The sequence below is a fragment of the Fusobacterium ulcerans genome, assembly GCF_003019675.1.
Lineage (GTDB): Bacteria > Fusobacteriota > Fusobacteriia > Fusobacteriales > Fusobacteriaceae > Fusobacterium_A > Fusobacterium_A ulcerans.
Genome location: NZ_CP028105.1, coordinates 1475988 through 1490491, shown reverse-complemented (window position 1 = coordinate 1490491; position 14504 = coordinate 1475988). Strand labels below are relative to the sequence as shown.

Here is a 14504-nt window from a genome sequence, read left to right as displayed (position 1 = left end):
TTTTTAGATTCCGTCAACATTTTTTTTACTTTTTTTAAAAAAATTTTTAAGGCATTAAATAAGCCGGGTTTTGTATTTGATGATCATTTATCTAGCCCCATAATTACTTATGGTATCAAGCAGCTTACCCTGAAAGAGGACGAGCAGCCCTTTATACTTTCCTATTTAGCCTTGCTCCAGAGGGGGTTTACCTAGCTTCCTTAGTCTCCTGAGGAACTGGTGGTCTCTTACACCGCCTTTTCACCCTTACCATATAAATATGGCGGTTTATTTTCTGTGGCACTTTCCTTAAAGTTACCTTTAGCAGTCGTTAACTGCCCTCTTGCTCTGCGGAGCCCGGACTTTCCTCTCCTTGATTACTCAAGCAGCGATCAACTCTAATACCTTAAAAAATTTGTTTTCTATTTTGATTTTTCTTTTTGACTATCTCTTTTTTTCTTTACAAAGAGCACTCTTAATATAATAGCAAATATTATAAAAAATGCAATACCCATTCCTATAAAAAATGTATTTTTTTCTCCATCTACAATTTCTTCTTCTACAACTATTGGTTCTTCTACATCAATTTTATCTAATACTCCATCAATTCCATCTAAAACCTCTACAGCATAATTTCCCGCTTCTCCTTTAGACAGAGTATTTTCAGCATTTTCTAAAACAAGATTTATTCCTTCTTGACATTCTTCTACATTTATATCTTTCGAAAAACTTAATTCAATTTTACTCTTTCCAGAATCATCTTTTTTTATATTTAATATAATAATTTTTTCTGGATCTGCTACACTGAATCCCTCATCAGTTGGAAGTGTATTTACATATATATGAAGTTTTCTTTTATCTTCCAATTCAGTTATTTTACTTTCTACTTTTATTTTTTCATCTTGAGAAAAAATCTTTAAATTGTCATTGAGTTTGGCAAAAGAAATATTAAATATTGTTAGTAGTCCTATTATAAAAAAAGTCTTTTTCACGGTTTTCTCCTTAATAATTTTCAAAAACAGGACCATCATTAAATATTAACACTTCCAATCCTATCTCCTCTAAATTCTTTTTTAAAAGTTCTGAGAAACAATTTTCACTTTCAAAGTGTCCAATATCTATAAGATGCAGTCCACTTTCTTTAGCATCTAAAGCATCATGATAACCTATATCTCCAGTTATAAAAAGATCTGCTCCCAAAGATTTAACTTTTCTCCAATAACTCATTCCTGAACCATTGATTAAAGCTATTTTTTTCACTTTTGACTTTAGATCATTACTTATTACTCTTACATTTTTTATTTTCATTTTTGTTTTAATAAAATCAGCATATTCCAAAATAGTTATTTTTTCTTCCAGTGTATACATCCTTCCTATTCCAGCTGTTTCATCATTTGCATTTATGTCTATTATCTTATATTTTTTTACTTCCAACAGTTCAAGAATATAATCATTTAATCCATCTTTTGAGGAATCCAAATTAGTATGTATAGAATATAGATTTAGCCCATTTTCTATAAGTTTAATAATTTTTCTCCCAGAAAGTTCAGACATTACAATAGATTTTAACGGCTTGAATATTAGAGGATGATGAGTTACTATCATATCCACATTATTTTGAGCTGCATAATCTACAGCTTTTTCTGTAGCATCTATAGACAACTGTATTTTTTTTACATCTTTTTTATTATTTCCTACTAGCAAACCTACATTATCCCATTCTTCTGCATTACTTCTAGGATATTTTTCCTCCAGAAAGTTGATTATATCTTTAGTTATCATAAAAACATCTTCCCTTCTACTGTTGAAAGTATCAAAAGAGCACTTTGAAACAAATTTTCTCCCTGTCCACTCTCTAATTTTAACACATCTTCTATTTCAAAGATAGAATATCTTTTATCTTTTCCAAATCCAAAATAATAGTTTAGTACTTCTATCTGTCTTTCACTCAATCTATTTTCCAAAGAGAAAAAGTCTATTCTTTTTTCTACCATTTTTTCTCTTTTTTCAATAGCTTCAACAGTAGGAAGAAGGTCTTCTTCTTTCAAGTACACTTCATCATGATGCATTTCTTCTTCATGTTCATGATGATGTTCTTTTCCAAAATTTTCTTTTTTATTTTTGAAAAAATTCTTAAATTCATTTCTAATATCTGCTACTTTATTTTCAATATACAGAACTATTTCTCTAGCTATCCAATATTTTGAATAATTTTTAAAATCTCCATTTCTATCAGGATCAAAATAATCAACAGCTTTTATAAGCCCTACTGTTCCCTCTTGCACTACATCCATATACGCTATTCCATTCTTTACATAATTAAAAGCTATAGATGCCACTTCATTAAGATTTTTCACTATTACTTTTTCTTTATCAGCCTCTCTTAAATCTTTTAGATAATTATTCTCATCTTCATCACTTATTACTTCCATATTAGAAAGTTCTTCTAAGTAATCAATAACAGTTTCTTCTGCAAATTCATCCATTTCTTCAAGTTCTTTTGATCCAGTATAATGATTATCAAATTTTAACTCTTTATTTGAATTTTCATTTAAAAATTCTCTAAAATCATCTTCTTCTCTTAAATTAGTTATTATATCTTTTTCTAATTCTTTGATACTTAATACCTGCATGTTCCCTCCATAATATTTGCAGTCAAAAATGAGGGAATCCCCAAATAAATTTTATTTATCTTTTGGGGCTCCCTCAAATTATTACACTTTAAAGTCTTCCAGTTTTTTTCTTCTGCTTGGATGTCTAAGTTTTCTCAAGGCTTTGACTTCTATCTGTCTTATTCTCTCTCTTGTTACTTTAAATATTTTTCCTACTTCTTCCAGAGTTTTTGGTGATCCATCATCTAGACCATATCTATATCTCAATACTCTTTCTTCTCTGCTGCTAAGAGTATTTAATACCCCATTAAGCTGCTCTCTAAGAAGAGATCTATTTGTAAGTTCGTATGGATTAAGCATTTTATGATCTTCAACAAAGTCTCCTAATTCACTATCTTCTTCACTTCCTACTGGAGTTTCAAGAGATATCGGATCTTGGTTCATTTCCTGAATAGCTTTTACCTTGTCTACTTCCATTCCCAATCTTTCACCTAAAACTTCTGGAGTAGCATCTTTACCTGTTTCTTGCAAATAAATTCTTGCTTCTTTTTTTATCTTGTTGATAGTTTCTATCATGTGTACTGGTATTCTTATTGTTCTACCCTGGTCAGCAATAGCTCTTGTTATAGCTTGTCTTATCCACCAAGTAGCATATGTAGAAAATTTATATCCTTTACTGTATTCAAATTTTTCAACTGCTTTCATCAGCCCTATATTTCCCTCTTGAATCAGATCAAGAAGTTTAAGACCTCTATTAGTATGTTTTTTAGCTATACTTACAACTAGTCTAAGGTTTGCCTCTATCAGCTGTTTACTTGCCCAGTCGTCTCCTTCTAATGCTCTCTTAGCATATTCTAATTCTTCATCATGACTAAGAAGTGGAATCTGTCCTATTTCACGAAGATACATTTTAATAGGTTCATCTACTTTCATATCCCCTGAAAGATTAAACAAATCATCACTTACAAGTTCATCTTCATTTATTTCCTCCAATTCTTCTGGGTTGAAATGTTCAAAGTCATCTAAATCTTCTGTTCTCTCTTCTAAAAGGTCATCTATTTCATCTTCATCAGGAAATTCCTCTTTATCTTGAGTTTTTGAAATAGGTTCTTCATCTTTATCTTTGTCCTTATCTTTATCTTTTTTCAAAGATGCTGCAAGTTTCTTTTCTTTTTCCAGATCTTCTTGTCTTACAATCTCGATCCCTTGTTCCATCATTCCTGTTATCAGCTGCTCAATTTTTTCTACTGGAAAATCACTTTTTAATTCCTCATTTATCTCTTCATAAGTTATAAACTTATTTTCCATCGCTTTTCTGACTAAAGAAAGAACCTTCTCATTTTTTATAAACTCTCTCATTATTTGAAGCCTCCTCTAAAAAAATTATAGATTAACTATTTCTTCATATTCTTTATATATATCCAGTATTTTTGAGAAACCATCAGCTGCATTCAATTTTAATTCAATGCTTTTAAGCCCTATCGTTTTACTAATATTTTCTCTATTCCTTTGTTTTTCTTTCAATTCTATTCTAAACCAAGAGATAAATATCTCCTCTAATAACTTATTTGTTCTCTCTTCACTAGAAAAATCATTTATAGCCATACAGATTACAATTTCCCACTCATCTGTTTCAGCTTTTGTCAATTCAACGTTATCTTTAAGCTCTCTCACTATATTTGATTCTTCATCTCTTTCTTTAAGATATTGAAAAACTTTTCTAGTCAAAGATCCTTTTATATTTTTATTTTTAAAATATTCAAAATATTCATTTTTAGCCAGTATAAGTCCAAGTGTAAGCTCTTCTAATTTACTTGCTGCTTCTTCTCTTGATATACTTATATTTTCTGAAACTTCTTCTATTTTCCTTGATTTTTTTCTATTTTTATCTATCAAAGTCTCTTTAAGTATATCTTTTTCAATATTTAACTGTTTAGACAATTTGTCTAAGTACAAACTTTTCTCAAGATCTGTATCTACACTTTGAAAAAATTCTTTAAATCTGTTTATAAAATTCTGCTTAGACATCATGTTGCTTAGATCGTATTCTTTTGAATAATATTTAAATAAAAAATCAAATATTTCAACAGAATTTTTCACACACTTTAAAAAGCTTTCTTTTCCATACAGCTTTAAATATTCATCAGGATCCTTCGCTCCTTCAAGAACCAGAACTCTGATATTAAAACCTAACGTTTTTAGTATCATTCCAGATCTTTCCGTTGCTGACTGCCCTGCTGCATCTGAATCAAAAGAAAGTATTATATTAGAAGTATATCTTTTTAGAAGTTTTCCTTGTTCCTCAGTTAATGCTGTTCCCAAAGGAGCCAGGGCTACATCAAATCCATATAAATACCCTGACAGTACATCCATATAACCTTCCATGAGCATAGCATAATTTTTTTTCTTAATCATGCTTCCACGTTCTAGTCCATATAAATTCTTACCTTTTTTAAAGATAGGTGTATCTGGTGAGTTTATATATTTAGGAACCTCTTTATTATTTTCAAGAGTTCTTCCTCCAAAGGCTATTATTTTTCCAGTTGGAGAGTAGATTGGAAATATAATCCTATTCCTGAATACATCATACTGCCCATTTTCACTCTCTTTCACAAGACCTAATGCAATGAGATCTTTTAATTCATATCCCTTGCTGATAAGATGATCATTAAGTTCATTCCACTTATTTGGGGCAAAGCCCAGTTCATTATCTTTTATGATCTTTGGATTGAGTTTTCTAGCTGCCAGATATTCCATAGCTTCTCTTCCACCATTGGAAAAGATATATTCTTTAAAAAAATTGTGGGCATCTTCCATTATTTTATAATATTTATCATAATTCTCATTATTTTTTTTGCTATTTCTGGTACCTTTTATTGGTATTCCATATTTTTTAGAAAGTTCTTCAACAGCTTCTATAAAACTTATCTTTTTATATTCAGAATAAAATTTTATAGGATTTCCACCAGCTCCACAAACAAAACATTTGCATATATTTTTGCTTGGGCTGACCATAAAAGAAGGAGAGGTATCTTGATGAAAAGGGCAAAGCCCCTTATAACTTGAGCCTGATTTTTTCAGTTCTACAAATTCGCCGACTACCTCTTCTATTCTGAGGCTTTCTATCAGCATATCTATGTCTTCAGACTTATATCTCACTTGTAATCACTGTTTCATTTTCATTCTTATGCTCAATTTTCAATTTCCTCATGGTAATCTCCCTTTTTTATATATCCTTATTCTGAAAATAAAAAGTTGTATATTCGTTAAAAATACAGAAAATATTTTTCCGTTATTCTTTAGTATAATACATTTTTTAGAAATAATCAAATTTTTTTCCTTAAGAATATAAAAAAGAGAGTAACCCAAAATAAAGTTTTAGGTCATTCTCTTTTTGTATATCAATTACCTAAATAAGCTTTTTAAGCTCTTCTTGAGTTTTTGAATTCAGATAATCATCTTTAACTCTGTCTTTAAGTTCATTAAAATCAGCTGCTTTGTATTTTACTTCATTTGTTTTTTTGAAGATATAGAATTTATCCTCAATAAGAGCTGTTTGAACTTTATTTAAAGGAGCATCAAATATTAATTTTGTAAGTGCTTCATTATATCCCAATCCTGGAATATACCCAGTATCATCTATCTTAGAAAATAAACTGCTTTGAAGTACATCCTTATTTTCTTTAGAAAGAGTTTCAAAATTAACTGTTCCATTTGCCAGTTTTTCTTTTACTGCTTCTATTTCAGCTTTTTTGATATTAATAGTTGCTTCTGATACTTTAGGAACAATAAGAATATGACTTGCTTTTGCTCTTTCTTCATCATCTTTTCTATCTTCTATATATATCAAATGCTCTCCAAATATAGTTTCTACAGGTTGTGGATATATTTTTCCAACTTCTCCTGAGAATACAGCTTTTTGAAAAGGTTCAACCATGTCTTTTTTAGAAAACCATCCTAAATCTCCACCATTTGGTGAACTTGGTCCATCAGAATTCTTTTTAGCTACCTCTGCAAAATTTTCAGGAGTAAGAGTTTTTAAAAGTTCTTCTGCCTTTGCTTTTGCTGCTGCTTTATCTTCTGCTGAAGCATCAACTTTTAAAATAGCTATATATGAATCAGAACTTGGAAAAGTATCATAAACGAGCTTATTTTTTTCAAAGTATTCTTTTAACTGAGCATCACTAGGATTTAATGAATTTTTTATATTTTCAAAAAGTCCTTTTTTATATTCTTCGAATTTATAATCAAGAGGAAGTGTTTCATCCACTGTTATTCCTCTCTCTATAGCTATTTTAGCCAATTTTATTTGAGCTCTGTAATATTCTTTAGACAATTCTCTGGCTTTATCTCTATCACCATTAGTAATAAAAAGATTATTTAGAGTTCTTTTTGCCATCTCTATATTAGATACTGCAAATCCATCCTCTTCCATTTCATTTCTTTCAACATATGCTTTATATTCTTGTGAAACATTTTCCAGTTTCATATTTTTTCTAGCTTTATCAAGAAGAAGAACATATTCTTCTATTCCCTTAGTTTGTTTTAAATCAGTTATTACTTCATTTTTTACATCAGACAAAGGTTTTCCAGAAAATCTAGTATATAGATTATCTTCATAATATTTATTAATTTCTTCATCAGTAGGATTAATTCCCTCTTGAATCTTTGCAAGAGTTTGCTCTACAGTAAGATTATCTTTCAATTCTTTTTTGAAAGTATTCTTAGTGTATCCCTGTACCTGAAGCATTCTTTTAAACTGATCTCTATTTCCTATAGAATTTTCTATTTTATCATATTGATCATTTACATCTCCATTAGAAACTTTAACTTTTAATTTGTCAGCCATTTCTAATGTAAGATTTTTATTTACAACTTCATCAAAAGCTAAAATATCTATAAGACTTCTATCCACTTTATCCCCTAGATATCTAGAATATCCATCAATCATAGTAGCTTTTGTTTTTTCTACCTCAAATTTAGATATTTTATTTCCATTCAGCTTAAAAGCATAGTTTGAATGACCATTGCTCATGCTTCCTATGATACTTGATAAAGTAGCATATCCTCCACCTAATACCATAAGGATAGTTACCAACCAGATAATAGGTTTCATTTGTTTACGAAATTTTCTAATTGCCATAATCAATGTATTACCAGTCAAAACTGATAATTTTCCCCCTTCTTTTAGTTAGTTCTTTACTGTTGTCTATTTCATTGCTCTCTATTTAAAATCTAAACCATATTTTCTAATTTTTTCATAAAGAGTAGTTCTTCCAATTCCAAGAAGTTTAGAAGTTTCTTGTTTATTCCATCTAGTTTTTTGAAGAGCTATAGCTATAACAACTTTCTCAACATCTGCAAGACTATAGATTTCTTGTTCAAGAATATCTTTTAATGGTCCTACTCCTACTACTGTTTTATTTTCAACTGTATCAGATTTCATTTTTATTTCAAGAGGAAGATCTTCTACACCTATTATTTTATCAGTAGAAAGAATTACCATTCTTTCTATCATATTTCTAAGTTCTCTGATATTTCCAGGATATGAATATTCCATTAAATATTTCATAGCTTCTCCTGAAATAACTGGAGTATCTCTATGAAGTTCTCTTACTATTTTATTTAAGAAGTAGTTAGCAAGAAGAGGTACATCTTCTTTTCTGTCTCTTAATGGTGGAACTTCAATTGGGAATACAGTCAATCTATGGTATAGATCTTTTCTGAATTTTCCTTTTTCAGTCTCATCTTTAAGATCTTTATCACTAGCTACAATGAATCTTACATCCACTCTTCTAGTCTTATTTCCTCCAACTCTTCTTAATTCTCCATATTCAATTACTCTTAAAAGTTTAGCTTGAGTTTTGATATCCATAGCTGAAATATCATCAAGGAACATAGTTCCTCCATCTGCTTCTTCTAATAGTCCTTTTTTACTAGAGTTAGCTCCTGTAAATGCCCCTCTTTCAAATCCGAAAAGTTCTCTTTCCATAGTTTCTTCTGGCATAGATGCACAGCTTACTACTATATAGTTATTTTTTCTTCTGTCGCTTTTCTTGTATATTTCTTTAGCTACAAGCTCTTTTCCAATTCCGTTCTCACCTGTAATAAGAACTGTAAGATCACTTTCAGCCACTTTTTCTATAAGATTTTTTACATCCTTAATTCTTGAAGATTGTCCTACTATTTCACTTTCTTCTTCTGTGCTTAATAGTTTCTCTTCAAGTTTTCTTTTTTCCTTCAATATTTCCAGATTTTTAAGAGCTGGCATTATAATTCTGTTCATTTCTCTTAATTCTACTGGTTTCATTAAATAGTTGTAAATATCTGCATTTCTTAATTCTTGAAGTACTTCTTCAGTTTCATCGTCTAATAATCCTACAACAACAAAATCTTTTCCAATTCCATTCAATTTTCTTTTTGCCTCTGCAAAATTGAACCATGTTAGATATTCGTCCAATAAAACGATATCAAAATCACTCTCTCTCAGCATATCTAGTGCATCTAGAAGATTATTGAATGTTATGATCTCATATTGTTCTGAAAGTTCTTTTCTTATTTGTTTTAAAGTTTCTTTTCTTTCTGAAATAGCTAATATAGCATTCTTCATATTTTGGCCTCCCTATTTTATATATCTTTCAAAAATAATTCACAATTTATGATTTTCTATTATAATGTATTATAATAGATAATCTGTATTTTTTCAAGACTATTTTTTATAATTTATAGTATATTATGTTAGACCCCTGAATTACAGCTATCTTGTCAAATTAAAAATATCATTGGCTGTTATGTAAAAAATAAATGCAAAAAGAATTAGCATTCCCGCAGTGTGTAATCTTTCTTCAAACTTTTTATTTACTTTCATGCCTATTAGTTCTAAAATAACAAAAAGTATCCTTCCACCGTCCAAAGCTGGTAAGGGCATAAGGTTTAAAATTCCTACATTTACTGATAAAAGTGCAGTCAACCATACCAATATTCCTACACCTTCTTTAGATGCATCTCCTACTACTTTTATTATACCAATAGGACCACTTATTTCCTCTGATTTTACTTTTCCGCTTACAATAAGTTTAAGTCCTCCAAGAGTATCAGAAAATATTTTTTCAAAACTAAAAAGACTCATTCTTGCTGCTTCCAATGCTCCATATTTTTCTATAGTATATTCAGGAAGTATTCCTACTATATATCTCTTACTCTCTGGATCTTCTGTTAATTCAAGATCTACATTTTTTATTTCTCCTGCTCTTTCCAACTCCACTTGTATAGGTGTCTTTGGATCCTTTTCAGCAAGTGCCTTACTTATATCGTTCCACTCTTTAATATTTACTCCATCTATTTTCAATATCTTATCTTTAGGAAAAATAACTTTGCTTCCTTTACTTTCTGAAAGCACATTTCCTATTACAGGTTCTTTGTTCTGAATATACTTTCCATTTGAATAAATCATAGTGAAAATTAATATAAACGCAAGAAGAAAATTCATAAAAACTCCTGCAAAAAGCACTACAAATCTCGCTAAAGGTGGTTTGCTGTTAAATCCATCTTCTACTTCACTTCCTACTTCCATTCCTTCTATATTTACAAATCCTCCAAGAGGAATAGCTCTGAAGGAATATGTTGTTTTCATTGTCTCGTATGAGTACACTTGTGGTCCCATTCCAATTGAAAATTCACTTACAGGCATTTTGAAAAATTTAGCTGTAAGAAAATGTCCAAGTTCATGTATAAATATTATTATCCCCAAGACCAGAATAGCTATTAATATGTTCATTATTTCCTCCGTCTATCAGATGATATTTCTGACTAATTTATATACCTCTTCTCCTATTTCATCAATAGTTTTCAGTCTGTCTCCATCTGTACATTTTATCTCTTTCCATCCATATTTCTCTGCTATGCTGCAAGCATTTGCATGAGATTTTTCCAGATAAGCTGCATCTCTTTCATGAATATCTTTTTTCTGTTCTCCAGTTATTTTATTATTTCTTTCTTCCATAAGTTTTAATGCCATCTCTGTAGGCATATTCAGAAATATAATAAGGTCAGGTCTTGGAATATCCATTTTGTCATATTCCAACTCATCTAGCCAATCTAAATATACAGACTTTTCATCTTCAGTTGCTATCTTAGATGCCTGATGTACCATATTAGATGTAACATATCTGTCTGTTACTATTATCCCTTCTTCTTTATAGAACTTTTCCCAATCCATTTTATAAGAAGCATATCTATCTATGGCATACATCATTGATACAGGATAAGGATTTACTTTCATTGCATCTTCTCCAAATTTTCCTGCCAGATACATTTTCACTGGTTCACATGCAGGGCTGTCATAGTTTGGAAATGATATTTTTTTTACATTATATTTTTCTGCCAGAAGTCTTTCAAACAACTTTTTTGTTTGTGTTTCTTTTCCGCTGGAATCTGTTCCCTCTATAACTATAAGTTTTCCCATTTCAGTTCTCCTTTCTATTTTCCATACTCTGTATATACCCAGTTTCTTGTTTCTCCATCTACAGTCTTAACTGTTTCTACACTGTTGATTTCCACTGGCTCATGCCTGTCCATAGCTCCTTCTATTATTTCATATATAGTAAGGAATCCTATTTTCCCTTTCATAAACAGTTCTACTGCCACTTCATTAGCTGCATTAAATACAGCTGGCATAGATTTTCCAGTTCTCCCTGCTCTATAAGCAAGCTCTACCCCTTTAAAAGTCTCATTATCCACCTTTTCAAATGTAAGAGTAGACATTTTCATAAAATCAAGTGTTTCAAATACAGAATTTGACTCTCTCTTTGGATATGTAAAAGCATACTGTATTGGCAGCTTCATATCTGGTGCTCCAAGCTGTGCTATTACAGCTTTATCTTTAAACTGTACCATTGAATGTATTACACTTTGAGGATGTACTAAAACATCTATATGATCATAATCAACTCCAAAAAGTTCATGAGCTTCTATTACTTCAAGTCCTTTATTTACAAGTGATGATGAGTCTATAGTTATTTTTTTACCCATAGACCAGTTTGGATGTTTTAAAGCGTCTTCCACTTTTACTTTTTCCAGCTCTTCTTTTTTCTTTCCTCTGAAAGTTCCTCCACTAGCAGTTATTATTATCTTTTCAACTTCTTTTTTCTTTCCACCTAATAAAGATTGAAATATAGCTGAATGCTCACTGTCTACAGGAATTATTTCAGATTTTGGATACTCTGTTAAAAGACGATTTATATACGACCCAGCAGCTACCATAGTTTCTTTATTGGCAAGAGCTATTCTTTTACTATTTTTTATTCCTTCAACAGTTGCTTCTATTCCTACTGCTCCACTGACAGCAGTAAGAAGTATATCATAATCTTTCAGCATTGCAAGTTCTTTTAATCCTTCATCTCCTAAATATACCCTCATATTAGGAAACTCTGCTTTAATCTCTTTATATCCTTCTTCTGTTCCTACTGCTACACATTCTGGAGTAAATTCCCTTATCTGTTCCAAAAGAAGTTTATGATTTCTATGCCCACTTAGAGCTATCACTTTAAACTTCCCTTCTGCATTTTTTATTACTTCCAAAGCATTAGTCCCTATACTTCCAGTAGATCCTAATACAACTATTCTTTTCACTTTTTAAATTCCTCCTATGAAAAAAATTGGGCGAATAGAAATATCCTTTCACCCAATGATATTATATTACAACACTATAAATTTTAGAAGATAATATACAGTAGGTGCTACAAAAAGCATACTGTCAAATCTGTCCAATATTCCTCCATGTCCTTTAAGAATAGTTCCTGAATCCTTTACCTTGAACTCTCTTTTAAACATAGACTCTCCTAAATCTCCAATTTGAGCTATTACACTGATAAATATTCCTATTATTATTATATTAGACATTCCAAGTTCTCTATTGTTAAGAAGATGGAAATATTTTTCAAGAAAATACAAAGAAATTATTGTAAATACAGTTCCTCCTATTGATCCCTCAATAGATTTTTTTGGACTTATACTACTGAACCCTCTGTTAAATATCTTTCTTCCAATAGCCATTCCTGTAAAATACGCAAAACTGTCACATACCCAAACCATTATTTGAGCTGTTAAAAGCCATTTTCCTCCATTTGGAAGGAAGCTTATTAAGATTACATGAGAAAAAAGCACTGAAATATATAGTGCACCTAAAATAGTTTCTCCTATATCAACACTTGCATTTTCTACTTTATTTTCCAGTACTCTATATCCTATAAGGAATATGACAAAAAAAGCTAATAACCCTGCTACATCTATTGATAATGTTCCTAACTCATTAAAAAACAACACATTAGGAATAAGAAGAGCTCCAACTATCCCTGCTGCTTTGTGAGGCTTTTTCCCTCCCATTTCTGCCATGTTATAAAATTCATAAGCTCCCATACCTACAATCACATTTACAAAGAGAAGCAAAGGAAAACCTCCATGATATAATATGTAGATAAGCAGTGGTATCCCCACTATGGCTACCATTATTCTACTAAGCATTTTTTACTCCTCCAAATCTTCTGTCTCTTCCATTATAACTCTCTATAGCTTTATCTAACTCTTTCTCATCAAAATCTGGCCATAGAGCATCAGTAATATATATTTCTGAATATGCTATCTGCCACAATAAAAAGTTTGATATTCTTAATTCTCCACTTGTCCTTACTAATAATTCGGGATCTGGTATGTTATTATACAAATATTTTGAAAAATCTTCTTCAGCTAAATTATCTATCCCTGACTTAAGAATAGAATTTACAGCATCTACTATCTCAGCCCTGCCTCCATAATTAAATGCTATATTCAATGTAAGACCTGTATTATTTTTGCTTTTATCTTCAAGCTTTTTTATAGCTTTCAGAAGTGAAGGGCTCACATCATCTTTTCTTCCAGATACCAAAAATCTCACATTATTCTTCATTATACTTTTTTCTTCATTTTTCAAATATGTTTTAAAGAGAAACATCAAAGCATCAACTTCATCTTTGCTTCTCTTCCAGTTTTCAGTCGAAAAAGCATAAACAGTAAGATACTTAACTCCAATCTTTCCTGCATAAGTTATTATCTTCCTCAATGCATTAGCGCCTTCTTTATGTCCTAGTGTTCTAGGCAGTCCTCTTTTCTCTGCCCATCTACCATTTCCATCCATGATTATTGCTATATGATTTGGAATTTTTGACTCCACTATCTATCACCTCATTGATATATTCAGTAAATTTTACCATATTTATTGAAATTTTTCTATACAATATAAAAAAGAATGAGGGAAAACCGCCTCATTCTTCAACTTTTTAAATTATTTGTTTTATTAAACAGTTGTAATTTCTTTTTCTTTTTTAGCAAAAAGATCGTCTATAGCTTTTATATGAGCATCAGTTAATTTTTGAATTTCAGCTTCTAAAGTTTTTACTTCATCTTCAGAAATTGGACTTTCTTTATCTTTAGAAAGTTTTTTAAGATCATTATTTCCATCTTTTCTGATATTTCTTACTGCTACTTTTCCATTTTCAGCTTCTGTTTTAGCCATTTTAACATATTCTTTTCTTCTTTCAGCAGTAAGTTCAGGCATTACAAGTCTGATAACTTTACCATCATTGTTTGGTGTAAGCCCTAGATTTGCAGCCATAATAGCTTTTTCTATTTTAGAGATAAGAGATTTATCCCATGGATCAATAACTAGTAATCTAGCTTCTGGAGCAGAAACTGATCCAACTTGATTTAAAGGCATATCAGATCCATATTGTTCAACTTTTACACTATCAAGCATAGAAACACTAGCTCTTCCAGCTCTAATAGAAGTGAATTTATGTTTTGTTGCTTCTATTGCTTTTCCCATTTTTTCATTACACGATTTAACTACATCTTGTCCTGTCATATCTTTTCCCTCCTGAT

General features: G+C 30.5%; 13 protein-coding genes and 1 other RNA gene. All 14 read right to left on the bottom strand.

What is annotated here, in order from left to right:
• Positions 1-43: 43 nt before the first annotated feature.
• Positions 44-388, bottom strand: an RNA gene (gene rnpB, locus C4N20_RS06925) — RNase P RNA component class A.
• 13 nt (positions 389-401) lie between these two features.
• Positions 402-971: a hypothetical protein gene (locus C4N20_RS06920; RefSeq protein ID WP_005982476.1), complete on the bottom strand. Its 570-nt coding sequence runs from the start codon at positions 969-971 to the stop codon at positions 402-404.
• Positions 972-981: 10 nt separating this feature from the next.
• Positions 982-1761: a Nif3-like dinuclear metal center hexameric protein gene (locus C4N20_RS06915; protein WP_005982474.1), complete on the bottom strand. Its 780-nt coding sequence runs from the start codon at positions 1759-1761 to the stop codon at positions 982-984.
• Complete coding sequence (locus C4N20_RS06910) at positions 1758-2612, bottom strand: sigma-70 family RNA polymerase sigma factor (protein ID WP_005982472.1); 855 nt, start codon at positions 2610-2612, stop codon at positions 1758-1760. Before C4N20_RS06910 ends, C4N20_RS06915 begins: the two co-directional genes overlap by 4 nt.
• A gap of 81 nt (positions 2613-2693) precedes the next feature.
• Positions 2694-3950 (bottom strand): RNA polymerase sigma factor RpoD, encoded by a 1257-nt coding sequence (gene rpoD / locus C4N20_RS06905; protein WP_005982470.1) that lies wholly within the window; start codon positions 3948-3950, stop codon positions 2694-2696.
• A gap of 24 nt (positions 3951-3974) precedes the next feature.
• Positions 3975-5750: a DNA primase gene (dnaG, locus tag C4N20_RS06900; protein ID WP_005982468.1), complete on the bottom strand. Its 1776-nt coding sequence runs from the start codon at positions 5748-5750 to the stop codon at positions 3975-3977.
• 250 nt (positions 5751-6000) lie between these two features.
• Complete coding sequence (locus C4N20_RS06895) at positions 6001-7755, bottom strand: peptidylprolyl isomerase (protein WP_005982465.1); 1755 nt, start codon at positions 7753-7755, stop codon at positions 6001-6003.
• A gap of 60 nt (positions 7756-7815) precedes the next feature.
• The gene (locus C4N20_RS06890) at positions 7816-9201 is read right to left on the bottom strand and encodes a sigma-54-dependent transcriptional regulator (RefSeq protein WP_005982463.1); all 1386 of its coding nucleotides are present in this window, start codon (positions 9199-9201) and stop codon (positions 7816-7818) included.
• Between the two features lie 147 nt (positions 9202-9348).
• Positions 9349-10368 carry a M50 family metallopeptidase gene (locus C4N20_RS06885; RefSeq protein ID WP_005982461.1) on the bottom strand — a complete coding sequence of 340 codons (1020 nt, stop codon included), beginning with the start codon at positions 10366-10368 and terminating at the stop codon, positions 9349-9351.
• Between the two features lie 15 nt (positions 10369-10383).
• On the bottom strand, positions 10384-11055 hold the full coding sequence (locus tag C4N20_RS06880; protein WP_005982460.1) for a dTMP kinase: 672 nt from the start codon (positions 11053-11055) through the stop codon (positions 10384-10386).
• 14 nt (positions 11056-11069) lie between these two features.
• On the bottom strand, positions 11070-12221 hold the full coding sequence (gene dxr / locus C4N20_RS06875) for a 1-deoxy-D-xylulose-5-phosphate reductoisomerase (protein WP_005982459.1): 1152 nt from the start codon (positions 12219-12221) through the stop codon (positions 11070-11072).
• A 66-nt stretch (positions 12222-12287) separates the two neighbouring features.
• Positions 12288-13112, bottom strand: a complete 825-nt coding sequence (locus C4N20_RS06870; protein ID WP_005982458.1) for a phosphatidate cytidylyltransferase — start codon at positions 13110-13112, stop codon at positions 12288-12290.
• Positions 13105-13797: an undecaprenyl pyrophosphate synthase gene (locus C4N20_RS06865; RefSeq protein WP_005982457.1), complete on the bottom strand. Its 693-nt coding sequence runs from the start codon at positions 13795-13797 to the stop codon at positions 13105-13107. Before C4N20_RS06865 ends, C4N20_RS06870 begins: the two co-directional genes overlap by 8 nt.
• 123 nt (positions 13798-13920) lie before the next feature.
• Positions 13921-14487, bottom strand: a complete 567-nt coding sequence (frr, locus tag C4N20_RS06860; RefSeq protein WP_005982456.1) for a ribosome recycling factor — start codon at positions 14485-14487, stop codon at positions 13921-13923.
• Positions 14488-14504: the final 17 nt, after the last annotated feature.